Below are 24,974 nucleotides of genomic sequence, written 5' to 3' on the forward strand. Positions count from 1 at the left end.
CTATCGGATCGGCGCGGCCGCCAGGCGCCACGCCTGCACCTCGGCACCGACCCGGCTGCTCGACCTTATCGCGAAACGCGTGCTGTCGGCGCGGGTTGGATAGATCCGGAAGGAGAAGGCGGCGGCGTCGTTGACGAACACTTCGACGACCGAGTGATCGATGAACACGCGGAAGTCGCGCGGCCGGCTGAAGGCGGCTTCGTCATACGCGCCACGCAGCAATTGCGGACCTTCGCCGTCCTTGCCGAGCGTCGAATGCTGCTTGTCGAGGACCATCTCCTTGCGGTCGGCGTCATAATAGAGACGGGTCGTCTCGGTGCCGTCCGGCGACGTGGCGATGTCGAGGCCATAGCTGCCCTGGACCGGCGGCACGTCGAACCGGGCCGTGATCTCCACGGCCTGGCCGAGATCGCCGACGGGAAGCTGGCCGACGCCCTCGATCCTGCGCTGGATCGCGCCGTCGGACAGCCGGAGCTTCGTCAGCGCAGGAAGCGGCGACTGGCCGAGCGTCTTGCCGTCCGGCAGCAGCCACCACACGCGCGGTAGGCCGAAGGTGTGGGCCCATCCGGCGCGCAACTGCGCTTCGGGCGTGCGCCGCTCGTCGACGATACCGATGCCGACGAGCTGGCCGCTCGCATCGCGCGCGACTGTCGGGCTGAGATGTCCAGGCAGCAGGTCGAGCATCTTCGCCTGCAGCGAATCCGGTCTGAAGGTGGCGCCGTCCCAGCTCCCGATCCAGTAGACGCCGCGCGTCGACGGATTTCCGTACTTGCTGACCTTCCCGCCAATGGGGTTGACCTCGAGGATGTACTTGCCGCCACCGATCGCGGTGAAGACCGGCATCTCCCAGATCTCGGAGCCGAAATCCATCTGTCGGAAAGGGGCGAAGTCCGGCTGCCGCTTCCAGCAGCTCCGGCTCGCCAGATTATCGCACCGATAATAAGCGAGGCCGCCCGAGCCGCCGAGCGCGGCACCGACGATCATGCGCGTCTCGCCTTTTTCGAACCACACATAGGGGTCCCGGAAATCGTCGACGCCCGTGCGGTCGACGAGCGGCCCCACTTTCTTCCAGTTGAGCAGACCGGGATCGTCGCTGATCGCCAGCGATATGCCGGGATTGTAGAAGGTCGCGCTGTGGTTGACGCTCGTGTAGAAGGCATAGGCGAAACCGCCGGGCCCGGTCACCACGTCGCCCGACCAGATCCCCTTCATGTCAAAGCCGAAATCGTCCTTCTGGAGCTCGGGCCGCAAGGCGATCGGCAGGCTGGTCCAATGCACCAGGTCGTCGCTGCGCAGATGGCCCCAGGTCATCATCGTCTTGTAGGGGCCGTTCGGCGTGCGCTGGTAGAAGATGTGCCAGCTGTTCCCGCGCCGGATGAGTCCGTGCGGCTCGTTGGTCCAGTTCGCCGGTGGCATGCCGTGATAGACAGGCCGCTGCAGGTCGGCGGCAAAACGCGTCGCCGGCACGATCAGCGATTGCTGGGCATCGGGCGGCGTGACGTTCTTCGTCGCCGCCGCGATCTCGGCGGCGTCGTGCGCGCGGTCGAAAACCCGCACATTGTCATAGGCGGCATTCACACCGTTAATGTTGAACACGCCCAGCGGCGCCTCACGCCAGCTCGCCGCGATCCGGAAGTCGGTTGCCGCGGGCTTCCAATTGGATGGTTTGCCGGTTTTTTCGCCGACCGGTGCGCCATCAAGATAGAGCCTTGCCGCGCCCGTGGCCGGATCGAACGTCGCGGCGACATTTGCCCATTTGTAGAGCGGGAAAGGCTCCCGCGCCGTCATCCGCAGCGTTCCGGACGCCGTCGAGATGCGCGCGCCCCACCGGCCATAGGCGTCCATGAAGATGTCGAACCCGCTGTTCTTGCCGGCCTGCTGGATGAGCGAGCCGGGAATCTGCTCGCCGACCGGCTTCTCATAGCCTGCGGGATAGCTTTCGAGCGCCACCCAGGCCTGGACTGTGAAACCCTTTTCTGGCGAGAGCCGAAGGGGTGCCGAGACCGAGCTCGAAAAACCGTCGCTGCGCCATGCCTGCCCGGTCACGCCCGGCACGAAATCGGGTTGCGGGAACTGGGTCGTGAACGAGGGCAGGGCCACACCAATGTTCGTGTTCGCATCGAACGCCCAGTCGAGCACGGGGCGGTCGGTCGCGGGTTGGGCGAGCGCGGCGCCGCAGGTCTGGCCGGCCAAGACTAGGCCGAGCGCGGAGCATCTCCGAAGTCGATTACCAACTGCCTGTACGATGACCTTGGCCATAGCGCTCTCTCCAACCGTGGACTGGCTTCGAACGGGCAGTCCTCCTGTCGTACGTAAGGCGACCCACCGACCGGTCAACAAAATAATGTCGACGTCGACAATTCCAGCGCCCGAGCTTAGGAGAGTTTGAAAGGCGCCAACCTCAAAGCGTGGTTCGGTGAACGGCAACGAGGATCGGGCAACGGCGGTTGTGCCTCGCGATGGAGCTGCGGCTTAGGCGGGCAATTTCTGATCAACGAGGAATGGGCGACCCGGACCGCGCTGATGCAAGGACCTCGAGGCTTTATGGCTGCTTTCGCAGTCGGAACGCCTGGAAGCGGCCAGTCGGCAAACGGCCCATGAGCCGCCGGACCGCTTTGAGAGCAATTTGCCTGTCGGCACGGGGACCCCATATCGGTCAACCGCGAGAGTGACGCGGGTGCCCGCAGGCGGTTTTGCTGGCCATCGAAATCGCCGGTGAATGACATGTATTTCATCCCCAGCTCCAGCGAGCCAAGCTCTTAGCGGGGCGGTTGCGTCCGTTCCACTTCCCGCTCCAAAGCAGCGGTGAGCCGCTCTATCCGCCTGGTCATCGCAGCATATGCCGACGGGTCCGCGACATCGAAGCCCGCCTGTTTGAGAAGGGTCGGACCGTCTTTGGAACCACCCGCCCGCATCAGGTCCTTCAGACGATCCGCGGCTTGATGGTCGCCAGCGGCGATCCGTTCGGCAAACCAGGCGGCGGCGCTGGTCGCCAGGAGGTAGCGGTAGAAATACATGTCGTAATAGACGTAAGGCTCCGTCACCCAGCCCAGGCAGTCATGCTCGCCGCGCTGGATCGTCGATGGCGAGAAGCGGTCTCGAGCGTCGCAGTAGAGTTTGCTGATGGCTTCGGGCGTCAAAGCGCGCCCCTTGTCGGCCGCATCGCGCACCGCCAGGTCGAACGCGGCTTGGGCCACCACGCCGATATAGGGACTGCGCAGCGCATCAATCGCGGTGGTCAGCGCAGCTATACGCTCGGCCGAACTCTTTGCCCGCGCGATCTCGGCGTCCGTGACCAGCATCTCGTGAACGAAGGTGATCAGGTCGTTGGTCGTGGTTTCGGGCGCCAGCGTCTCATATGGCCGGTTCGCCTCGCGGGCATAGTCCCAGTGCAGCCAATGCCCCCATTCGTGGGCGAAGATCGCCAAGCCGGGCGCGTCCTCGGAATAGCTGATCGAGATATAGGCTGGCACGCTCGCCACACCGTAGAGCGTGAGGCCGCCAGGCGCTTTGGTTGGTCCTGGATGCCAGTCGATCCACTTCCCCGCAAACCCGCGTGCCAGGCGCTGCTGATACTCTTGTCCCATTGGCGCCACCGCCGCGAGCGTCAGCGCCTTGGCATCGTCGATCGTGTAGTGGCGCGTGTCGGGAGCGATCGGCGCCGCCAGGTCGTAGGTCGCGAGCGCGGGGAGCTGAAGCGCACGGGCCTTGAGCGCGACATAGCGCGTCAGCGGACCGCGCGCCGCGCGCTCCGCTTCCGCGCTCAAGGCGGAGAACGCCGCCGCCGGCACCGGGTCGGATGCCGTCACCATCTCGGTCTGGCTGGCCCAGCCGCGCTTCTTCGCCTCCCAGGCCACTCCGGACAGGTAGCTCGACAATAGGGCCGCTTGCGTGAGCTTGAAGCTGTCCTGCGTGGTCGTGAATGCGTCCCATGCGGCCTTGCGCGTTGCCCGGTCCGGATCGGTCAACGACCGCCTCAGCGCGCCCGGTCCGAGCCGTCGCGGCTCGCCCTTGATGGTAATGGTGGGATAGGGCAGCTCGACGTTGAACAGCGTATCGCGCACGCTCGCCGGCTGTCGCAGCAGCGGCTGTACACTTGTGACCAGCTCTTCCTGGGCGGTCGGCAGCACGTGGCTCGCCCGGATCCGTAGAAGCGTCAGCGTTTTGGCGTAGGCAGCGAGCTGTTCGTTTCGCGCAAGTTCCGCCAGCCGCGCGTTGCCGAGCGCAACCAATTCGGGCTCGATATATGCGGCCGCTGTCTCGATATTGGTGGACAGGTCGGTCGCTGCCGCCAGGTCCGCACCGGCCGCCTCATCGCTTCCGTCGCGGCTTACGCGCAACATCGCCCACGCATAATAGCGCGCAAACCGCATGCGGAGCGCGGATCTCGCCGCCGGCGCGTCCCGGATCGACTGGGCGTCGACGAGCTTGCCCTTCCACCGGGCAAGACCGGGCATTTCAGCCTCGATCTCCGCTCGGTCCTTGGCCGCTGCATCGGCGCTTGGGTAAAGTGCGCTCAGGTCCCAGTCAGGCGGTGCTGCCTTCGGCGTCGCACTCTGGGTTTGACTGACCGAGGCAGCCGCTGCGAGCGCCAGGACCAACAGCCGCATACCACCCCCTTTGTATCGGTGCCGATCCCCCCGGCGCCACGCCTACTATTCTTTATCCGACCTTTCTCGACAAGACGAAACAAGCGTCTCCTACTGTCTTAAGCGCAGTTTCGCCGGGGCGATTCTGAACGATTTCGCTGTCGCTCGCGCAGCGCGACTGAGATCGCTCCCACCGCAATTTGCCGCTCGCCGCTCGCAGCCGCTTCGGCCATGTGCGGCGCCTGAGACGGACAGTCTGGTTCGGGCCCGGTTTCTGCCGCCGGTCACGAGCGCAGCGGGCGACCGGGAAACCGGGAAAGGAACCCGAGCCGAAGGGAACGTCGAGCCATTTGCCGCCTTCGGCGCTCAGGGGCACGCTTCATCATAGGCTCTGGCGGCCGCGGCGAATGCCTGCTCGTTTTCCAGCGCCCAGGAGCAAAGCGCTTCAAAGGGACCGCGAAGCGAATGGCCCAGCGGCGTTATCGCATATTCGACGGCGACCGGGCTGGTCGGAAAAACGGTCCTGGTGATCAGCCCGTTGCGCTCGAGCCGCTTCAGTGCGTCGGCCAGCGACTTGTGGGTGATGCCGTCGAGCCGCCGCTTGATCGCGTTGAAGCGCGCGGGCTCAGGGCACAGCACCGTCAGGATCATGATCGTCCATTTGTCCGCGATCTTGTCCAGCACGGGGCGGATGCGGGGGACGTCCATCATGGCCCTGCAGGACAGCGCCGCCAGGTCGGTATCGTCGGCCATATCTACGCTACTCCAGGTGCGTTCTTGTTATCAGATATGCGTCGTATATCTGGTCCTCCGTCTTGAAATGGAAGGACGGACGATGGGAAGAATGACGGGCAAGGTCGCGGTGGTCATAGGTGGAGCCAAGGGCATCGGCCTCGCGACCGCTCGCGCGCTCGCCGAGGAAGGCGCTACGGTGCTTCTGACGGGTCGCAGGCCGCAGGAGGTTGCCGCCGCCGCTGAGAGCATTGGTTCGTCCGCACGGGGAATTGAGGCTGATGCCGCTTCCCGGGGCGACCTGGAACGGGTCATGCGCGAGGCGCAGCGGGTGCACGGTCGTATCGACGCCTTGGTGCTGAACGCCGGCTTGTCGGAGCCTGCGACGATCCCGGAGGAAACGGCGGAGCATTTCGATCTGCATTTCGCCGTCAATGTCCGCAGCGCGCTGTTCGGCATCCAGGCAGCACTGCCACTGCTCAGCGACGGGGCCTCGGTGGTGCTGGTCGGGTCGATCGCGGACGTGATGGGGGTGTCGCCGTTCAGCACCTATGCGGCGACCAAGGCGTCCTTGCGGTCCTATGCGCGCAGCTGGGCGGCCGAACTCGCGCCGCGCCGGATCCGCGTCAATGTCGTGGCGCCGGGACCGACCGACACGGACATGATGGCGGCCGTCTCCGACGAGATGCGACAGATGCTGATCGCGCCGATCCCGCTCGGCCGCATGGCCCGGGCCGAGGAGGTCGCCGCCGCTGCGGTGTTCCTGTTGAGCGATGCCGCAAGCTTCGTCACCGGGGCGGAACTGTGCGTCGATGGGGGCATGCGGCAGGTCTGACCGCGGGAACGCCAGGCCAGGGGCCGGTTCGGAACAGGTGCCGGTCGACGCGTCGACGGGCCTGGGGCAGGGAATCGCCTGGGGCGGTCGCAAGAATGCGCGTCTCGAGACGCCGATGGGGGTGTCCCGCCACGAATGTGACGTGGCGGGACAGAAGCTTCTTACTGGTAGCCGCCTTCCTTGCGTTCCTCGGCGGCTTCCTCCTGGACATCCTCCATATCGGCGGCGTCCTCTTCCTCGGGGCCATCCTCGAGAGTCGTCTCGGACGTGCTGCCCTGATCCTCGGGAAGCTCGTTCTGGTCGTGCTCGAAACCGGGTTCTTCGTTTTGCGGGGTGGTCGCCATTGTCATGCTCTCCTTGGACGACTTCAACGAATCGCTCCGGGCTAAGATGCGGGAGAGCAAGAATAATTCTTCGTTAGACGCAGGGTGGTTGGCGCGGAAGTGGTGGCGGCGGCTGCCCGCTGCGCGGGCACCGCGGCTCTATCGGCGCTGTGCGCCGACCGAGCTCCAGCTGCGCTGCATCTCGGCCCTGGCGGGTGACGATCCGCTGCCGGGGAGGGGGGCGGGGGGTGAGGGTCGAGGGTGATGGTAGCTTTCGCCCCAAATGATGTCGTTCGAGGCCTCTTAAGAATCCCGAAAGCTGCCAACTAATCTGGTGGTCTTGTGCAGCTGTTCCGCGAATTTACGCTAGCGCCGTGGCGCCGTGGCGGCCGGTGCTGGAGCGTCAGATAGGCAAGCCGGTCTCGGGCATCTTGCGCGACTGTAGTGCCAGCTGGTCGCTCGGGCGGACGGTCTGGCCTGGGCATTTCTTGATCCGGCAGGCCTCCTGCCGCGACCCTGCGCCGCTGGCCTAAGGGTTGCTGGTAGAGCGATTGCGCAGCCCGTAAATCTGTTGGATGGTGTGGAAGTTAATTATTGGCTGAAAATTGACTTCCTTTCTATCCTAATTGACTTCCGCCGGGTGTGGGGGCAGTGTCGCTCTTCGATCCGGGAGCGCGTTCATGGATGGGGACAGTCTAGAATTCACGGCCATTCGCGGCGTGCAGGCGGGGAGCGCCTATTACGTGGTCATGGTGCCATTGAAAATCGTGCCGCGCCTATTCAAGTTCGAGGATGAAGCTATGCCCGCCGACCTGCGGGCACAGCGTGTCCTAAACAAGGCAAGGGTGCCGGCGATCGCGAGCTACATCGCGAACAATGCGAACGAATATATTCTGTCATCGCTCTGCGCATCGATCGACGGGGAAATCGAGTTCGTGCCGGCGGCCGCCGAGGGGCCTCTGCGCAAGGTCGGACAACTGCGTATCGATCTTGGAGCCACAATACTCATCAACGATGGCCAGCATCGCCGCGCGGCGATCGAGGAAGCGATCCGTGAACGCCCATCACTAGGCAACGAGACGATCTCGGTCGTCGTGTTCGCGGACCGTGGGCTCAAGCGCTCGCAGCAGATGTTCGCGGACCTGAATATCCATGCGGTCAAGCCGACACGCTCGATCAAACTTCTCTACAATCATCGCGATGCGACCGCAGCGCTCTCGCGCGACCTGGTGGCGGCAATCCCGCTGTTCCGCGATTTCACCTGCTACGACAGCACCAGCATTTCCAACCGCTCGACCAAATTCTTCACGCTCAGCAGCATCCATCAGGCGACGCTCGAGCTGATCGGCAAATCCAAGGCGGGCAAGGTCGATGATACGGACAAGCCGCTCGCGATCAAATTCTGGTCGGCAGTGATCGCCAATATGCCCGACTGGCAGCGCGTGGGGACGCGCGAGGTTTCTAGCTATGAACTCCGCCGAGACTGCATCCATGCGCATGGTGTCGCCGTGCAGGCGATCGGCAAGGCCGGTGCGCAACTCATCGCGTCCTGTCCGAATGACTGGGCGGAGCGTCTCGTACGCTTGAAGGATATCGACTGGTCACGCGCCAATCGCGCGTTGTGGGACAACCGCGCGCTCGTCGCGGGCAAGGTCAACATTTCGAAGAACAATGTGATGCTCGTCACCAATGTAATCGTTCGCACGCTCGGAATGACGCTGACGGCGGAAGCGCAGCGCATTGAGGATCTCTATGCACCGCCTGCGGTGCCCAAGCTAAGGGCTGCCAGCTGATGGCCAAGGTTTCCGCGCTAGACGGTACTGGGCTTGAAGCTCGGTACCGCGAGATCCGCGAGGTCTATCTTTCGGATAACCGGCCCTGGGTGGTTGGCTATTCCGGTGGCAAGGACTCGACCTGCGCCCTGCAGATGCTGTGGACAGCGCTGTTGGAGCTGCCGGTCGAACAACGGCAAAAGCCGATCTACGTGATTAGCTCGGATACGCTGGTCGAGACCCCGGTGATCGTGCGGTACATCGACGTGACCCTGGAGCGCATCGCCAAGGCGGCGGTCGAGCAGGGGCTCCCGATCAAGACCGAGAAGGTCACGCCCAATGTCGATCGCAGTTTTTGGGTCAACCTGATTGGGCGCGGCTATCCGGCGCCCTCGCGGCGGTTCCGCTGGTGCACCGAACGGCTCAAGATCGAACCCGCAAACGACTTCATCCGCGGTCGCGTCGCCGAGTTCGGCGAAGTGGTCATGGTGCTGGGCGTGCGCACCTCCGAAAGCGCGACGCGCGCCCAAGTCATGTCTTTCCACAAGATCAAGGGCTCGACGCTGTCGCGCCACTCCTCGCTCCTCAACGCCTTTGTCTATGCTCCGATCGAGCCTTTCTCGACGGATGATGTGTGGACGTATCTGCTCCAGCACCCTTCGCCCTGGGGCAACGACAATCGCGATCTGGTTGCGATGTATCGCAACGCTCAGGCTGGTGAATGCCCGCTCGTCGTGGACACAACCACCCCGAGCTGTGGGAATTCACGTTTTGGTTGCTGGGTGTGCACCGTGGTCGAGCGTGACCGGTCGATGGAGGCCATGATCGACTCGGGCGAGGACTGGCTTGAGCCGTTGCTCGATTTTCGAGACTTGCTCGCCGAGACCCAGGCGCCTGAGAAGAAGAAACTCTATCGCGAGTTTCGCCGGCGCAGCGGACAGGTGGCCTTTATCAAGGGAACCGATACGCCGGTGCCCGGGCCCTATACGCTCGACTTCTGCAAGACGCTTCTGAGGCGATTGTTGGAAACGCAGCTCAAGGTTCAGCGTGAAGCGCCGCCGGGGGACGAAACCTTGCTGGTGCACGATGCGGAGCTGCACGAAATTCGCCGCATCTGGAGGGCTGAGCGCGGCGACTGGCCCGACTCCGTTCCGCAGATCGTGCGCGAGGTACTGGGCCGGGACCTGGATTGGGTGATCGAGGACAGCATCGCGTTCACGGCAGACGATGGTCAGCTGCTGGATGAAGTTTGCCAGGGGCGCGACGTGCCGACCGAACTGGTCGTCAAGCTGCTCGACGTCGAGCGCGCGGCCCATGGTCTCAAGCGCCGGCACGCCGTGCACACGCGGATCGAGGATCTCTTCCGTCAGGAATGGCGTGGCCTCGAGGCGGTTCTCGGAGAGAGGCTCGCTGGCCGCCAGGCCGACGAGGTTGAAGGCGATGAAGAGCTCGAAGCGCTGGCAATGCAGGCGGCCCAAGATTTCGACAAGGATGTAACGGCGTGATTCTCCGGAGCGTGACCCTTCAGGATTTTGGCGTCTATGCGGGGACGACCACGCTGGATCTCGTTCCCCGGCGGCGCGACGGCGGCGCTGCTCCCGTGATCTTGATTGGCGGCAGGAACGGGGTCGGGAAGACAACGCTGCTCGACGCTGTCCGGCTGGCGCTGTACGGTCGCCGCGCCTTGGGTTCCCGGGTGGCACAGGCCGACTATGACAATTATCTGCGCGCTAGAGTGAACCGTGCGTCCGGGCGCGACGGCGCGGCGGTGACTCTGGAATTCGACTATGCCGAGGCTGGCACCATTCATCGTTACAAGATCCGGCGAGAGTGGGTGGCGCGCGGACGGAGCGTCGTTGAGTCGCTGGACCTTCTCAAGGATGGTGCAACGATCAATTCGGTGCCGCGGGAAGAATGGCACAGCTTTCTCCAGGAGCTCATCCCGCCAGGCGTGTCGCAGCTCTTCTTTTTCGACGGCGAGAAGATCAGCGAGATCGCCGAAGGAAGTGGGGACGACGAGCAACTAGGGGAGGCGATCCGCAGCCTTCTTGGTATCGATCTCGTCGGACGACTGCGCGTCGATCTCGGGCTCTACATCGCGCGTCATCAGAAGGATGACGACAGCGGGGCGACGAGTCGGATCGAAGCTGTCAGCCGCGACATGCAGGTGGCTGAGCGTCGGACGGGCCTATTGGAAGATGAGGTTGCCGAGTTGGTTGCGCAGCGCGAGTCTCAGGCGCGTGCTGCAGAGCAGATGCGGCGCCAGTTCGTGGCGGAAGGCGGCGATGCCGCCGTTCGGCGTGATCAGATTGAGCTCGAACGGGGCGAAGTGCGACGAGCGCTCACGCAGCTGGAGCATGAGTTGCGGGATATCGCCAACAAACTGCTGCCCTTTGCCATGGCGCCAAAGCTGACCGCTGCCTTCCGCGAGGCGCTGACGGGCACTGGCGGCGGTTATGATGCGGACGTCACTGCGTCCTTGATTGCCGCGATCGAGAGCTGGCGCGCAGAAGGCGCGCCAGCGCGTGAGGCGAAGTGGGCCAGCGCCCATTGGAAGGATCTGGAATCCTTTGTGCGGGCCCATAGTCGTCCCGCTGGAACTTCGACTGCCTGTCCGGCCATTCGTGAGGTGGGAGATGGAACGACAGCCATCGCCCGGCTAGACGAGGTGGAATCGGTCGTCCGGCCCCGGGCCGCTGATCTTTTGCAGGAAATGGATCGGCTCACCGCCCGAGGTAACGCGCTGCAAGCGTCTCTGGACCGCGCGGACAACGCGTCTGCGGGCTTGCTACTCGACGAACTGCAGCGGGCAGAGCGCCGGCTAGGTACGACTGAGGCGACGCTGCATACGCGTCAGGAAGAGTGGAGGGTCGCCAAGGGACAGTTGGTCACCCTTGAGCGCGAGCAAAAGCGGCTTCTCAGCGAACAAGCGGGGTCGGAGAAGGCCCAGCAGCGTTCCGCACTGGCTGCGCGTGCCGCGCAGGCTCTCGCCGATTATGAAGAGCGGCTGCTCGCACATAAGCTAAGCCAGCTCAGGAACGAGTTCGTTCGCTGCTTCAATCGTCTTGCACGCAAGGAGAATCTGGTCGTCGACATCGAGATCGATCAGGTCAGTTTCGCCACGACGTTGATCGACCGCACGGGTGCTGGCATGGCGAAGGGCTTGTTATCCGCCGGTGAAAAGCAGATCTACGCGATCGCTATGCTCTGGGCTTTGGCCCGTACCAGCGGCCGCCCGTTGCCTATGATAATCGATACACCACTGGCGCGCCTCGATTCCAAGCATCGAGCCAAGCTGGTCGAGCGCTATTTTCCGAACGCATCGCACCAAGTCATCCTGCTTTCCACGGACACCGAGATCGACGAGAAGTTGCTCGAGGCCCTAGAGCCCAGCGTTTCGCACAGCTTCCGCCTCGATTTCGACCAGATCGACGGAAGGACCGATGTCTCTCCGGGATATTTCGGCACCGAGAGCAGCGCTAAGGAGGGGCATCGTGCGCTACAGCAAGCTTAAGATTTCCAGCGATGCGACGAGCAAGTTGCGGGCGCTGCGCCAGCGTACCGGCCTTACGCCGAATCTGCTTTGTCGGATCGCGTTGATGACTTCGTTGGAAGAAGGCCCCGTCGGTGGTGCGCAGGCACCGGACGAGGACGGCTCGGAATTCAACGCTTACACGCTGACCGGCGAATATGGTGCGATGTTCGCTGCGCTGCTGCGCTGGGTGGAGGAGGGGACGAGTCCGCCGAGCCCCTAGACAATGATACTCTCCTAAGGCGCCTGCGCGGACACATTCATCGCGGCGTGGGAACCTTGTCCGTACGGGCAAAATCACCGGCTGATATCCTTCGCCTAGTGCCGGCGGCAGCGGCATAAGCCCATGATCCATGGCCTGTATCTCGATCACAACGCCACGACCCCGATTGATCCTCGCGTCCGCACGGCGATGCTGCCCTATTTGGATGAATTGTTCGGCAATCCGTCGAGCGTCGAACATGAGCATGGGCATGTAGCTGGCCAAGCGGTGGATAAGGCGCGGCAGCAGGTGGCCGACGCGATCGGCGCTCGGCCGAACGAGATCTTGTTTACCGGCGGCTGTACCGAAGCCAATAATCTTGCGATCTTCGGTGTCGCGCGCGCAACTCCAGAGAAGCGGCATATTGTCACGAGCGCGATAGAACACCCCGCAGTTCTCGAACCTTGTCGTGCGCTCGAGCGCGATGGTTGGCGCATTACCGTGCTGGGGGTCGACGAGAATGGGCTGATTGATCTCGACGCGCTGCGCGGATCGCTTAGCGCGGATACTGCGCTGGTGTCGATCATGGCGGCCAACAACGAGGTAGGCACGCGGCAGCCGATCGCTGAAATCGGGGCGCTTTGCGCAGAACGGGATATTCTGTTCCACTGTGATGCCGCGCAAATCGGCGCTTATGGATTGCTCGATGTCGGGCGCGACAATGTGCATCTCGCAAGCCTTTCCGGTCACAAGGCATATGGTCCGAAAGGCATAGGAGCGCTCTATGTGCGTTCACGCAGACCGCGGGTGCGTCTTGCACCTATCCTGTTCGGCGGCGGCCAGGAACGCGCACTCCGGCCAGGAACACTGAACACGCCGGCGATCGTCGGCATGGGCGAAGCATTGGCACTTGCCGCGCAACAGGGACCAGCGGACGCCGCGCGGTTAGCAGCGATGCACGAGGAAATGCGTGCGCAGTTCGCCGCCCGGATACCTGGCATTCAGTTCAATGGCGATCCGGTCCACCGTATTCCTAATAACCTCTCGGTTTCGATACCCGGTGTCGAACCGCTCGCGCTGATCCGCCGCCTTCGCAAAGAGATCAGTTTTTCAGCGTCTTCGGCTTGTGCCACTGAGAAGATCGAAACCTCTTCCGTGCTGCTCGCGATGTTCGGAGACACGCCGCGCGCCCGCGGCGCCTTCCGCATTTCGCCAGGGCGCTTCACGAGCGAAGTAGAGCTTGCCGAGGCGTCAAGCAGGATCGTCGCGGAGAGTCTGCGGCTCATGGGATCTCGGGTCGTCGCCGCGGTCTGAGGCCGTCCGTACGACCTGTGAACGCTGATCCTCAGACCGCGAAAACCTTCTTGGCCATATCTACGAGCCGGGCCTGCCGGTTCTGGATGGCTGCGGCATTCCAGTCGTCGATCTCGGCAATCTGATTGTTGAGCGTGCTGGTGGAGCCCTTGAGATAGGGTCGCTTCGCCGCGAAGTCTTTGGCTCCGGCCTTGTCATTCTCCTCGGGGCTCAGGATGGTGAGGTTACCCAGCGTATCGAGCAACGGGAGTAAGTGAGGATCCTGATCCTCGGCATTTTCCGGATAGATATGCTCGATCGTAGCATTCTCGAAATCGAGCACGCGCATTCGGTCCCGGCACGCGGGCCGGCCCTGAGCGCCCTCATCGAACCACCGCACATAGTGTTCGAGCGTCATGAGAAGATATTTGAGCGGCTTGTTGCTTTCCGCCCGGAGATAACGAAGCGCTGCAACTTGGCTGCCGAAAACGTCGTCCGGTGCGTGAAGGCCAATCAATCGGCGGAGCTCGGCGATGAGCGCTCCGACACGGTACGCACTCGGGTCTCGGCGGATTTCGACGGCCTGGGCGTTCATGACCTCTGCGGCCTCAATCTTGGGTCCCTCAACCATGACGCTGTAGCGGAAGGTGAAGCGTTCAAGTGCTTGCGCGACCTCGGCGAACTTTTGGGGCGTGAGGAGCGTAGCTGCGACGAGCAATGGCAGGCAATCGGTCTGTTTGAGGTGGACCACGAGAAGCCTAAGCCGGTCACGGTCCCATGCAGTGGTGGCGGCATGGGCCTGCATCGGCCAATCGCCACGCTTGATTGAACGCAGCGTGGCGAAGTCGGTTGAGAGGGATTGGACGGCTTGGATCAGGGCATCCGCCTGGCCGCGGGATAAGGGTTCGCCCGGAAGCGTCATTGGGAAGAGGCCAGCCTGGAGGTCGCTGAGAAGGGTCGACTTTCCCGGCCACGCACCGATTTGCGAGGCATAGACCCACATGAGGCCCTGGCGAATGTCGAGTTCCTTGCCGCTCAGGATGTCGTCCCATTGGCGTTCCATCGCCGCATTCTCCGCTGCGATGCCAATCGGTGCGATTGCCTCAAGAGTGGTCGCGCGAAGCAACTCACCTTCGGTCAAGCTTTTCCCGCGGTCATTTAGTACCTGGAACAACATATAGGCGTCGTCCCGATCCTGGGCGGCCATGTGGATGACAGTCCAGTCCTCTTCGAGAACCTTCAAGATGTTCTCCAGCAAGTTTGCTTTTGCGGTGGCGTCGGGTGCCTGGCCTTCGAGCGTCTGAAGATGGAGCCCGATCATCTCGAAGGCGGCTTGCAACAGATCGTGCGAGGCGCGCTCGGTGGGAGGGTTGGTTCCTGCAAGCAGCGCTTCGAAAAAGCTGTGATCAGGCAGCGACAGCTGGAGTCGCGGCACCGTCATCCATTGAAGGTTTATGCGGTCGCGCTGGCGTTCGAAGCGGCTGTCCAGAAGATCCGCGGTCTCGTTGAGAAACGTGATGATGTCGGTTTCTGTCTGATCGATCGTTCCGACCAGCCTCCGCATCATCTGCTTTAGCTGGACGACGAGCATCAGGAACGTCGCAAGCCGCTGCTGTCCATCAACTAGCTCATGATGCTGGCGGGTGCTGCCGGCCACGGCGGAATGGGCGGTCACGACGCCGCCGAAGAAATGGTGGCGCGGCTTCGTATCACGCCGTGCGGCCAGACTCAGATCCAGATCGTTTAGGAAAGAGGCGACCTCCTCTTCGTGCCAAGCATAGTTGCGCTGGTATTTCGGCACCTCGAAGGTACCTGTCGTCTCGAGCAATGCCCCGATTGTCACTTGCGACGGAAATATCTGCATCTTCGGTGGCGCCCCCCGGCTGAAACCTACAGCGGATTACTGTCCCGCAGCCTGGTCAGACCAGAGCCGGTAGTAGCCGACCATGAAGTCCTCGAGGTTGTCAGGCTCGTACATGCCGTCGTGCAGCCGATCGAAACCGGTGACTGCATATTGATTGAGCAAGTTGTCGCCGGCGACGCTGAGGCGGGTCGGCGAGGTAAGGTCGAGCAGATCCACCATCTTCCGCTCAACATCTTCCCGATCATCGACATCGATCATCAGGCGGCGGAGCTCGGCATCAACAAGGAGACCGGCGATGAGCTCAGCTTGGCCCTTGTAGGCTTCGGGATAGCCCGAGCCCAAGAATGGGTCGGCTTCCATGCCGGCTTCCTCGCCGAGCCGGGCATCGTCCAGCCCAAGCAAGAGGCAGCAATAATAGGCGTCGAACAGCAGGAACCGACTGCTCCCGTCGCGCTTGGCGCCCCGCTTGGCAAACGCGCGCGGACCGTCAAAGCCGAAGAATTCACGGGCGCCTTTTGGAAGGTTAAAGCTCACGCGACGCTCTCCGGTCCGTGAAATTCTTGAAAGGCCTGCAGCCCGTACTGAATATCTGCGGTTCCGCCACCAAGCGGCATAATCGTCAGATAGTTCACGGCGGCTGACCGGCTGTAGAAACTCTCAGCGAATCCTGCGCGCTCGCTGGAAATCACGAACATGATCATCTGCCCGAAAAAGTCGGGGATAAGCCGTGCGATCTCGCGCCGCGATGCGACGTCGATCGACACCGCCGGGCTGTCGACGACGAAAGGCAGGCGGTACGGGGCCTCGGCCAGAAGCGAGGTGAGGAAGGCATAGGCGATGGCAAGCTTCTGGCCTTCGCTCGCGTTGTCCTTCGTCGCCAGTTGATCGGATCGAAGTTCGAGCCCGCCGCCGATCCGGGCGATACGGATGTTCTCGGTCTTCATGATCTGGGCGAGTTTGACGTTCGTCGATGCCATGACCCGCGCCCGAAGAATGTCGAGCGACTTGGCGCTCGTCGTCCTGATCAGCTTCTTCAGCGCCTCACCCTGAAGCGAGAAGCGGCGCGTCTTGGTGGCGGTGTCGAGCCGTGCCGTTCGCACCTTCAACTCAGCCTCGCAAAGGGGAAGGTTTGTTTCCCAGGTAAGCCGAAGCGCGCGTTGGCGCGCCGGATCGCGGCTGGCCAGCCGCTCGAGGGTGTCGTCCAGCGAACTCAGGTCGCGCACAAGCGCTTCTTTCTCCAGTCCGAGGCGCGCAAGGATCTGGTCGCCTTCTGCAATGCGCTCCGATGTCAGCCGGTCCCGTTCGGACTTGAGGCGCTGGCGTTCGGTGAGTTGTTCTTGCAGACCGGCGATAAGGCGCTCGAGTTCCTTCGGATCCGCCTTGCTCTCGCGGAGGGCAAGCTTCATCTGATTGATGACCGAAATCTGATCCTGTGCGAGAAAGCGATCGGCGCCTTCCTGAATCGCCTTCCGCTCGGCATGCCCCAGGGGCCGTCCGCAGACACAGAGCTTCTGCTGCGAGAGCTCTCGGAAAAACTCGCGCGAGATCGTCTCGGGCAACTTCAATTCATAGAGTTTCCCGCCAAGGCCCTGAAGGCGCGTAAGCAGCACGGGATGGACATGCGGGGGGCGCCGCAGGATCTCGAGTGCCTGCGTGCTATACTCGGTCGCGGTTTTCTCGACCTCGCCCTGACGATCGTCAATTGTTTCGATCTGGGCGCGAAGGCCAGCATCTTCCGACAGACGCGCGTGCATTTCAGCTTCGATGCGTTCTCGTTCGCTCTCGACCTGGGCGCGGCGAGACTGGGCGGCGCGCTGTTGCTTCTCAAGCGTCTTCTTGGCGTCTTTGACCTCGTCCAGCGCGTTCTGAAGTTGGGTGATACCCTTTTGTTCAACGGCGCGGGTCACCGAGGAAGCCCGCGTGCGTTCCTGGGTGATGAGCGCATCGACGCGCTCGGTTACTGCGTCCAGGATGTCGAGGCCATATAGAGAGCGGATCGCCTCCGCCGCCTTGGTCTTGCTGAGGTCCAGAATCTGGGTGGCGAGCTCGCCATTGAAGACGAAGAGCTCGGTCAGACCTTCCTTGAGAAGTTCGCGCAGTTCAACGGGAAGCTTGCGGCCCTCGCGTCGGCCGCCGCCGCGCGTGTCTGCGCTGACCGTCCAATAGGAAGCACTTCCGTCTCGAAAGTCGAGGTCGAGTTGCAGTCGGATCGGCGTATCGTCTACCAGAAGGCGCAACTCGAACAGCCCTTTGGTGACGTGTTCGTCGGCACGGAGCCCGCGAACAGTCGCCGCCGGCAATTCCTTGCCCGTGAGCGTCCAGCGCATGAGGTCCATTGTGGTAGTCTTGCCCATGCCATTAGGCATCTGGATCAACGTCCAGCGTGCAGGCTTCTCGCCGAGGTCGATATCGAGGTTCCGAAGGCCGCCCCGAAGATTTTCAGTGCGCCATCCGGTGATGCAGACGTCCATCAGTCTTCCGACCCTATCTGTACGGACAGCGATTCCATCACGCGGCGCAGGTCGGAATCCTGATAGTTCGAGGTAAGAATCAGACCTACAAGGGTCCGGAAGCGCTTCTTGAAATCCCCGCTCTGATCGCTGGCCGCAGCCAGTGTAGCGTCAAGCGCTTCGGTGATGGCGGGATCGATGTTCATGCCGAACTTCTATTGCATATCCTGAACGTCGCAACGAAACTTTCAACCGCCAGCGTAACGAACCGTGGCGAGCTCGGTAAACCAAGCGGAGCGCTCCTCATCGGCACTCAATTCGTCGGTCGGATCGTCGATGTCCTCGGGGCTTGGTTCGACGAAGTCGACCACCCTGGCGCGCTTGTCGGGATTTGCAGGGTCGATCCGCAGGCAGCGGCCCAGACGTTGGACGGTTTCCAGTCGGGCACGCGACGATGCGAACAGAACGATGTTGTTTACCGACTGGATATCGATGCCTTCCGAAATTCGATGGCAGGTCAGCAGACAATCGAGTTCGCCTCTGGCAAACCGGCGTAGCTTCTCGCGGTCATCATCCTGATAATAGGTGTGAAAGTCGATGCGCATGCGCATCAGCAGCGGCTGGATGAGGGCGCCATATTCTGCGGTCTCGACGAAGATAATACAGCGTTCGAGGACGGACGGATTGACCGTCGCATAGTTATTGAAGGGGGCAAGCTTCTCTTTGCTGAGTTTCCGAACTCGCGCGATATCGCGGTAAAGCGTCTCAATCGGCGCGGGCTGACCCGCTCTGGCCTTGGCATGGTATCGCTTTATTGCCTGGCGGACCGCGACTTTGTCGTCGTCCGAGAGGGCGTACGGTAGGGGCACATAGTCGAATTCGCACAGGATCCCGCGTCGGATCGCCTCCGCGAGGCCGAAGCGGAATAGAACGGGGCCGATCTCCTCATCGACGAACCGGTTGCCTTCGATGTCATAGGCGCGTTCGGGTGTTGCGCTGAGGCCAAGCCGGTATGCGAAGCGCTTCAGTTTTCCTTTGAGGGCCTCGACAAGCGCACGCGAGCCCATGCCGTGGACTTCGTCGCAAATCAGCAGTGCCTTCTCGAAAAGACGGAAGTCGAGACGGGGAAGTGCTGCGCTGAGGTTGGCACGAGCCGTCAACAATACGGCCCCGCGCGGGCCATTCAGATATGCTTGGGCTTCGTGATGTTGGTCATAGGCCCGATAGACGGGGATGCCGCTATGCTGCACGAGCTCCTTGTACCACTGATCCAGCAGGTCGGTGCCGTAGGCAGCGACGATAGCGGTATCGACAAGGTCGCGCTCGCGTAGCTCGTTGAGAATCGAAAGCGCCGTGCGCGTTTTGCCCGTGCCGGTCGCCATCTCGAGGATGCCGTGACGTGCTTCGAGAAACGCTGCCGCGGCGTTTTTCTGATGGATCCATCGGTCACTGCCTCGATCGGATGAAGGTGGCGCGTAGGGACGTGGCAAGCGGGTCGTGAATGCGATTAGGTTACGTTTGACGGCGTCCGGGAGTGGATAGACACGCAGGTTGATGTCGCCGTTGTTCCAGAGGAGATCAAAGCGCGTGGATTGTGCAGTGACACGAGCCGCTTCGCGGGGATCGATCCAGGAATAGTAGATGCTGATCGACTCGTAGTTTCGGAATGCCTTGGCGCTGTCGTTGGGCGAGCCGTAAAAGGCGATCGCGTTTCCGTCGGTATCGCGAAAGATGCCGAATTTGTCGTGGAAGTCGCCGTCGAGATCGGCGGTCGGGATGGCGATACGAAAATCGAGAAGGCCGTCAGCGATCATCCATGCAAGCGCGGCAAGGGTGTCGGATGCCAAATCGTGCTCGAGATCCGAGATCGCGCGATCGAGGCTCGTCTTGAGGATCGGATCGTTCCGAGCGTCACTGCCTTGGGCAAGCGCGGCACAGTCCGACGGATCGAGCATGGGGCTAGCGATGATCCTGGCATGGCCGCCGTTCGCTGCGAGTCCTGCCAGGCCCGAGGCGGCGAGGCGGAGCCATTGCGAGGTGAAGAAGCCAACGCCTCGGTCATAGGCTGAGGATTGCCTCAGTGCCGGAATATAGAAGCTCGCCAGCACGTCGCTTGTGGAGGTTGCGATATGCGGTTGGGTTTGTAGCGCGGTGAGGCTCATGCAGACCGCGCAGTCCTTAAACCCATGCCCGCTGCCCCCATTCCGTTGCGTCTAGCGGTGTGCCCCGCTGCCGATCGGGAAATCCTAACTGGCGAACGTATGAGGCGCCAGTCTCAACGAGAGACGGAGTGTCGTTCGACCTCGGATGTTGAGAACCGGACTTGGCCGCCTTAAGCGATCGCGCCGAGCTGGTTGTCGTTGATGTGGCCGACCCGATAAAGTTGCTGTGTGCCGCAGGCGCGAGCACGACGATCAGGCCAAAGTACCCGACGCCGGCGAGCAGCGATAGCCGCGAGCGCGTAGGCGGAATGTCCTTGATATTGGCCAGGCCGAACCGAAGGCCGCCCGTCAGCGTCATCGCGACCTGCGAGATATGCCACATCAGCACGTCGAGCGCGCGGAACGTTTCGAAATATGATTGTACGCTGCGAGCGCCAGTGGATCGATTGCGGTAAGCGCGGCAGGGGGCGTGGCGGGTGCCGGTCCCTTCCGATGCAGGCGGGGGGCGATGAGGCGTTGGACTGTTCATGATCGGCGGGTCTCGCTGTGTCTGTATTCGATCACGTGACACCGTGGCTTATTGGGCCAGTTGCTTGCTGTGCCGCTGCGCACGGCTGACGTCACGGGATCAGATGCTGAAACCATTCGAGCAGCCGTTCAATAACGGACTGGCCGTCCTGTCCTTTCCACATCTCGCGGATTGCTGAACCCAATTTGCGAACGATTTTGAGGAATGGCAGCTGTTTGACGGTTTCGGCCCCCGCCTGTTTGAGCGCGCCTTCGGCAAAACTCTTCCGGGCATCCTTAGATTTGGAAAGCCATCGCTTCACTTCCAGGACGGCGCTTTGCATAAGCGCGCGGGCGCCGTTGCGCTGCATGTCTGCTGCGTTGACGATGGCTTGGTCGGCGTTGAGGCCGGAGGCTTGTTCTGCTTGCTCGGCGGCGTTGGTCGCGGTGGCGAGGACGTTGCTCGCTTCCGGTGCCATGACTAACGTATTCTCGCGGGCAGCTTCGACCACGGCGCGCCCGGCGTGAAGGCGCTCCAGCAATTCGGCGCGCCCGGCTGGCCCGATGCGCGCATGATCGAGTTCGCGCAGAAGTGGGTCTTGCCGCGCGTAGACGTTGAACTGTTCGACGAGGTCGGTGAGCAATTCGCCAATCTGCTCGGGGAGCGGATCTGCGTCTGGATTCGTGCTTGCTCGTGCACGAAGATCTGCATCGTTCAGCCGCCGTAGCGTGTTGCCGTGTGACCAGATGACATGGCCATTTGCGGTGACGGGGTCGCTCCCCAGCGCAGCCGTAAATTTGTCGAGCGGTTGACGGATGTGGGCCGCGCGATTGCTCGTCGCAGGTATGCCGCGTTGTAGAAAATGGCACTTCTCCAACAGCAGGTGATGAAGTTCGGCCTGGGCAGCACTGATCGCGCGCGATTGGCCGGGCTGTAGAATGATCGGCGCATTGCCCGTTGCGCGAAATTCAGGACCGATCGGCGTGGATGCAGGAAGCGTGTCGACCTTGAAGGCTACCAGTGCGTCATAGGCAGCCACGGCCGCCTCGGCGCTGGCGTGTCTGGCGCCCTCATGCGCCTTGGCAAACATGTCGGGCTGTCGTCGAATGGTGCGCAGATAGTCGGCGACCTCTTCGGCGTCCGGCCAGTGTTCCGGATGATCGAAATTCGCAGGATCAAGTAGGGGCGGAATGAGCGCGCGACATTCAGCGTCGCCATCTAGCATCAACAGCATCTGATTACGAAGCTCTTGGCGCGCGGCCTCCAATTCCCAAAGGGTAGTGTAAGCCGGGTTGATCGCCTGTTTATCAAACTTGTCGAACAGCTGCTTGCGCGTTCGCGGCATCTGATTTTCAAACGACTTGCGATCCAGCGCCTTTCCCTTGCGGGAAAAACCCCACAGACCGTCGTTCGACAAAAACCAAAGCGGTTGCCATCCCTTGTCCGCCCGATCCGGGAAGAATGGGGAGATATATTTAGAGAACTGCTGTTCGATCAGGCCAGGATGGAGAAAATCGGTCTCGAGCCTCCCTCTATCAGCAAGGTCAATTGCGGCGATAACGCAAACCGGCTTGAAAAATCTTGCGGCGGGCGCGCGGCTTCGATCGATCGAGCGGATGAGCGTGTTCCAATCCCTGCGTTGCTGAACCACGCGTGCTCCTAATCCTATCTTGGAACCAGCTTTCGAGGATTGCAGTAGGCGCTCAAAGCGGGGAGCCTGGTTCGCGCCTGGGCGATGCCCTAGCCACAATGTGGAAGAGCGCCATCGCCCTATTTCACGAGTGGCTTAGGGAGCTTGATTTTGACGTCATCCAGTTCGTATCCCAACGCCTTACGGTAATCGCCTTCAAGGGTTTGCCTCTGACGGTCGCTCATCGGTAGCTTCAGCATGTGGAAGACCAACCGGCGGGCAAGAGTCTTGTGCTTTGCATTAATCGTACGTTTGGCTGGATCCCAAATCGTCCCTCGGAAGGGAATTTCGGAAAGCTGCGTTGGCAGGATCGATAGCTTCTGGACTGCGGACGAAAGCGAGATTCCCTCCTTGCCGGCGATTGCGAAAGCAGTTCGTACAAATATGTCGAAGCCGATTGCTCGAAAGAGGACATGTCCGCCTTCCTGCGTGCGGTTCGCCTTCACGACGGTCAAAGGAGTTTTCGCGCGCATGAGTTGCGCTATGGGCGGAAATGTTTTGCCCAGAGCCCCGAAAAAAGCCGTGGCTGCGGCATGATACGCGTCCAACGCGTTATCATCCGGTCTGTTAAAACGGAGCGTATAGTCTGAGCGTATCCCGTCCGTATGCATAAAAAGTAGCTTGAGCAGGTCATATAGCGCCGAGATTGTCAGTAACGATTCGAAATTGGTAGCAGGCATAGATTCGCTGGAGATTACTGCGATCTTGGGATGCTTGAAGGCGTTGTCCTGCTCGACCATCCGCCGCGCGGTAATGGCCATGACATCATCCTCATCGAGAGCGATAATGTCTCTCTTTTTCACCGGAATTGCGGTCTTGTTGAGCGTGGTGAACAACCGCCGCGTACGCCTGCTTCCTGCAGTGTCGAGCGAATGCCCCACTAGAATCACCGATACCAATTCGTCTCCGAGATCCTGGTCCTGCGCGATGGCGGTTTTCATTCCGGCTAGGCGGTGCTGACCATCAAGCGCAAAGATCTTCTCGTCGCCAGTCAGCCGCAAAAGGCCGATCGTATCGACAGCCCCGTCGGACATTTCTGCGAGGATGGCGGAATTTTTGCTGCTGCGCAGATTTCCCACGTCGTACCACTCTGGCGCGCCGCCATACGTCGCAAGAACCAGTGAGTTGAAGAATCTCTCATCGTTATGCCGCAAATAGTCGGCGATCTTTGCGGCCCGCTCTCCTTCTAGGCTGCGCTGGATTAGCTTGGACAGCTCCTTGCTCGTGTGAATATCTTCGGCATAGCTGACGCGAGAAGCAACATCGCCGACTGACATTAGACAGGAGTAGAAGATCCAGTCGCCGAACCTTCCGCGCAGGCAAGGCATCGTCAGCGGCGTTTTTTGCGCTGTAGCCATCAGAATGCTGCTTTCTTTGCCGGCCCGATATCGCCGTCAAAATCTGAGGCGTTAATCGGGGGCAATACGGTGTTGATGAATGAGCGTTCGATCTTTGCAAGATCGATTGCGCCATCGGGTACAGCCATAAAGTTGAAAAATAAATCGTCAGGCCACTCGTTCAGCATGTACATTACCAGTGGCCGACCATTTTGCTTTTTTGCCTCAAGCAGGTATTGCCCGAATCTTTTTCTAAGGTTTGCCTTAGATTTATTTCCAGTTATACCAACATAGAGAATATATCCATGCGTAGGCAGGCCTAATTTCTCAGCTTCAAGCGTGAAAACATAAAGTCCCCGTACTTCGGGGACATCCTCTTTGCCACTCACGTTGAACTTAGTTCGTTGCCACTTCAGAGCAATGCCTGGGTCGAACTTCCGCCACGTAGGCATATGCAGATGAAACTCGTAAGAGTCGGCCTTGATCTGTTTAGTCTTTTTGATGAGGTCGAAAGCCGTCGTCATCGGTTGCCGCCCCCGCACCCGCTACGCATCTTAAGGCATCTCCCCCTATCGTCCTTCTATGAGATGGCCTTTCTCGAGTGCTCCTTGCAAGCACGAAGAATGTCGTTTTGGTGCAAATTTCACCGCCAAAGTTTCTCGCCTTCGATTACTCTGTTTGATGCGAGGGCGATCATAGCCGATAGGCGCGTGCCCATCAGTCGCGTTCAAGTTCTCATGAAGGAACCTTCGCGCTCAATTCCGCGATCCTCTCCGAACACACAGTCTGGACAATTTGTCCGAGCCGCTCAACGCATTCCCCGAGCCACTCCAACTCATCCTTCGAAATCCGATAGTGCTTGGAGTACCTCGCCTTTACGTAGGCATCCTTGAGCTTGGTGAATTTCGCGCGATCACTTCGAGTTTCCGACGGCCAGACGTCAACGAGCCGTCTATCCACCCGCTCCGCGTGCGTTCTAAGAAACGCAATGTTGTGAGAGTGCGGAGTATAGAAATTTACGACCAAGAGGAGGCAGTGGTAAAGCTGCTCAGTCGTCTGATGAAGCATGAACGCCGCCTTTTTGGTCCGTTCCTTCTCCATGTTGAACTTGTAGTAGTCGAAGAATTCGCCCGCGCTTGGGAACCACTCTTCGAAATACTCCTTTGCGAGCTGAACAGCCTGCTCGGGCGATCTTGGCTTGGGCCGCAGGAGCTCACTATCATCGGACTGGTACAGGGCAACGCCGTCGCGAGCGATGTCCATGAAGAAATAGCGGCCATGCGCCAGCCCGTCGTTCACCTCCTGCAGGGTGTGAACGATGAAGTTGACCGGCGTCTTGAGCGTCTTCCCGATCAATCCTTCGATGAGCCGGGCGTCCGCGCCCTCCCAATATGCGACGCGGTCCGTGAGGTCCTTCTGATTTACGATGATCAGCAGATCGAAATCGGATCGATAGCCCTTGGCAGTGTGCGGTTCATCGACCCAATCCCCGCGCGCATAGGAGCCGTAGAGGATCACTTTGAGAATGCGACCGAACTTCCGCTCGCCGGTTGGCGCGCCCAGCGCCTGCGCAAATTCCTCGAACAGGATCTGCACGACATGGTCGAGCTCGCGCTGCTTGGCAGCCGGAAGATGATCGAGATCGGTACGCATTTCGTTCCGCTTTTGTCAGGTCGGGGAGGGGG

The 24,974-nt window shown here is 61.3% G+C and carries 20 protein-coding genes; 7 read left to right on the forward strand and 13 right to left on the reverse strand.

Annotation, left to right across the window (positions count from 1 at the left end; genetic code table 11):
- From AB2M62_RS03220 to AB2M62_RS03230, 3 genes are all read right to left on the reverse strand, one after another.
- Positions 1-2,427, reverse strand: coding sequence for a GH32 C-terminal domain-containing protein (locus tag AB2M62_RS03220; protein ID WP_404337761.1), 2,427 nt, complete (start codon positions 2,425-2,427; stop codon positions 1-3).
- A gap of 332 nt (positions 2,428-2,759) precedes the next feature.
- Complete coding sequence (locus tag AB2M62_RS03225; protein WP_404337762.1) at positions 2,760-4,610, reverse strand: M3 family oligoendopeptidase; 1,851 nt, start codon at positions 4,608-4,610, stop codon at positions 2,760-2,762.
- A 345-nt stretch (positions 4,611-4,955) separates the two neighbouring features.
- The gene (locus tag AB2M62_RS03230; protein ID WP_404337764.1) at positions 4,956-5,342 is read right to left on the reverse strand and encodes a winged helix-turn-helix transcriptional regulator; all 387 of its coding nucleotides are present in this window, start codon (positions 5,340-5,342) and stop codon (positions 4,956-4,958) included.
- A gap of 91 nt (positions 5,343-5,433) precedes the next feature.
- Between AB2M62_RS03230 and AB2M62_RS03235 the strand changes: the two genes are divergently transcribed.
- Positions 5,434-6,156 (forward strand): SDR family NAD(P)-dependent oxidoreductase, encoded by a 723-nt coding sequence (locus AB2M62_RS03235; protein ID WP_404337766.1) that lies wholly within the window; start codon positions 5,434-5,436, stop codon positions 6,154-6,156.
- Between the two features lie 161 nt (positions 6,157-6,317).
- Here AB2M62_RS03235 and AB2M62_RS03240 read toward each other — a convergent pair whose 3' ends face one another.
- Positions 6,318-6,500, reverse strand: coding sequence for a hypothetical protein (locus tag AB2M62_RS03240; protein WP_404337768.1), 183 nt, complete (start codon positions 6,498-6,500; stop codon positions 6,318-6,320).
- A gap of 371 nt (positions 6,501-6,871) precedes the next feature.
- Here AB2M62_RS03240 and AB2M62_RS03245 point away from each other — a divergent pair, with 371 nt between their 5' ends.
- The 6 genes from AB2M62_RS03245 (at position 6,872) to AB2M62_RS03270 (ending at position 13,299) form a co-directional block, all read left to right on the forward strand.
- On the forward strand, positions 6,872-7,012 hold the full coding sequence (locus AB2M62_RS03245) for a hypothetical protein (protein WP_404337770.1): 141 nt from the start codon (positions 6,872-6,874) through the stop codon (positions 7,010-7,012).
- A gap of 147 nt (positions 7,013-7,159) precedes the next feature.
- Positions 7,160-8,272, forward strand: coding sequence for a DNA sulfur modification protein DndB (dndB, locus tag AB2M62_RS03250; RefSeq protein ID WP_404337771.1), 1,113 nt, complete (start codon positions 7,160-7,162; stop codon positions 8,270-8,272).
- On the forward strand, positions 8,272-9,756 hold the full coding sequence (dndC, locus tag AB2M62_RS03255) for a DNA phosphorothioation system sulfurtransferase DndC (RefSeq protein ID WP_404337773.1): 1,485 nt from the start codon (positions 8,272-8,274) through the stop codon (positions 9,754-9,756). The genes dndB and dndC overlap by 1 nt, the downstream gene beginning before the upstream one ends.
- Positions 9,753-11,765, forward strand: coding sequence for a DNA sulfur modification protein DndD (gene dndD / locus AB2M62_RS03260; protein ID WP_404337775.1), 2,013 nt, complete (start codon positions 9,753-9,755; stop codon positions 11,763-11,765). The genes dndC and dndD overlap by 4 nt, the downstream gene beginning before the upstream one ends.
- Complete coding sequence (gene dndE, locus AB2M62_RS03265; protein ID WP_404337777.1) at positions 11,746-12,006, forward strand: DNA sulfur modification protein DndE; 261 nt, start codon at positions 11,746-11,748, stop codon at positions 12,004-12,006. The genes dndD and dndE overlap by 20 nt, the downstream gene beginning before the upstream one ends.
- Positions 12,007-12,129: 123 nt before the next feature.
- Complete coding sequence (locus AB2M62_RS03270) at positions 12,130-13,299, forward strand: cysteine desulfurase family protein (RefSeq protein WP_404337779.1); 1,170 nt, start codon at positions 12,130-12,132, stop codon at positions 13,297-13,299.
- Positions 13,300-13,330: 31 nt separating this feature from the next.
- Here the strand turns inward: AB2M62_RS03270 and AB2M62_RS03275 are convergent, their stop codons facing one another.
- From AB2M62_RS03275 to AB2M62_RS03315, 9 genes are all read right to left on the reverse strand, one after another.
- Complete coding sequence (locus AB2M62_RS03275) at positions 13,331-15,142, reverse strand: DUF262 domain-containing protein (protein WP_404337781.1); 1,812 nt, start codon at positions 15,140-15,142, stop codon at positions 13,331-13,333.
- A gap of 36 nt (positions 15,143-15,178) precedes the next feature.
- A complete protein-coding gene (locus AB2M62_RS03280; protein ID WP_404337783.1) occupies positions 15,179-15,676 on the reverse strand; it encodes a hypothetical protein in 498 nt (165 codons plus the stop codon).
- A complete protein-coding gene (locus AB2M62_RS03285; protein ID WP_404337785.1) occupies positions 15,673-17,613 on the reverse strand; it encodes an AAA family ATPase in 1,941 nt (646 codons plus the stop codon). Before AB2M62_RS03285 ends, AB2M62_RS03280 begins: the two co-directional genes overlap by 4 nt.
- Positions 17,613-17,798, reverse strand: a complete 186-nt coding sequence (locus tag AB2M62_RS03290; protein WP_404337787.1) for a hypothetical protein — start codon at positions 17,796-17,798, stop codon at positions 17,613-17,615. Before AB2M62_RS03290 ends, AB2M62_RS03285 begins: the two co-directional genes overlap by 1 nt.
- A 42-nt stretch (positions 17,799-17,840) precedes the next feature.
- Positions 17,841-19,754: a DEAD/DEAH box helicase family protein gene (locus tag AB2M62_RS03295; protein ID WP_404337789.1), complete on the reverse strand. Its 1,914-nt coding sequence runs from the start codon at positions 19,752-19,754 to the stop codon at positions 17,841-17,843.
- A gap of 620 nt (positions 19,755-20,374) precedes the next feature.
- The gene (locus tag AB2M62_RS03300) at positions 20,375-21,913 is read right to left on the reverse strand and encodes a hypothetical protein (protein ID WP_404337791.1); all 1,539 of its coding nucleotides are present in this window, start codon (positions 21,911-21,913) and stop codon (positions 20,375-20,377) included.
- Between the two features lie 119 nt (positions 21,914-22,032).
- Positions 22,033-23,310 (reverse strand): DNA sulfur modification protein DndB, encoded by a 1,278-nt coding sequence (locus AB2M62_RS03305; RefSeq protein WP_404337792.1) that lies wholly within the window; start codon positions 23,308-23,310, stop codon positions 22,033-22,035.
- Positions 23,310-23,813, reverse strand: a complete 504-nt coding sequence (locus AB2M62_RS03310; protein ID WP_404337794.1) for a hypothetical protein — start codon at positions 23,811-23,813, stop codon at positions 23,310-23,312. The genes AB2M62_RS03305 and AB2M62_RS03310 overlap by 1 nt, the downstream gene beginning before the upstream one ends.
- A 211-nt stretch (positions 23,814-24,024) precedes the next feature.
- On the reverse strand, positions 24,025-24,942 hold the full coding sequence (locus AB2M62_RS03315; RefSeq protein WP_404337796.1) for a HEPN domain-containing protein: 918 nt from the start codon (positions 24,940-24,942) through the stop codon (positions 24,025-24,027).
- Positions 24,943-24,974: the final 32 nt, after the last annotated feature.

Origin of the sequence: Sphingomonas sp. MMS12-HWE2-04, from assembly GCF_044881185.1 — a bacterium.
Classification (GTDB): Bacteria; Pseudomonadota; Alphaproteobacteria; order Sphingomonadales; family Sphingomonadaceae; genus Sphingomonas.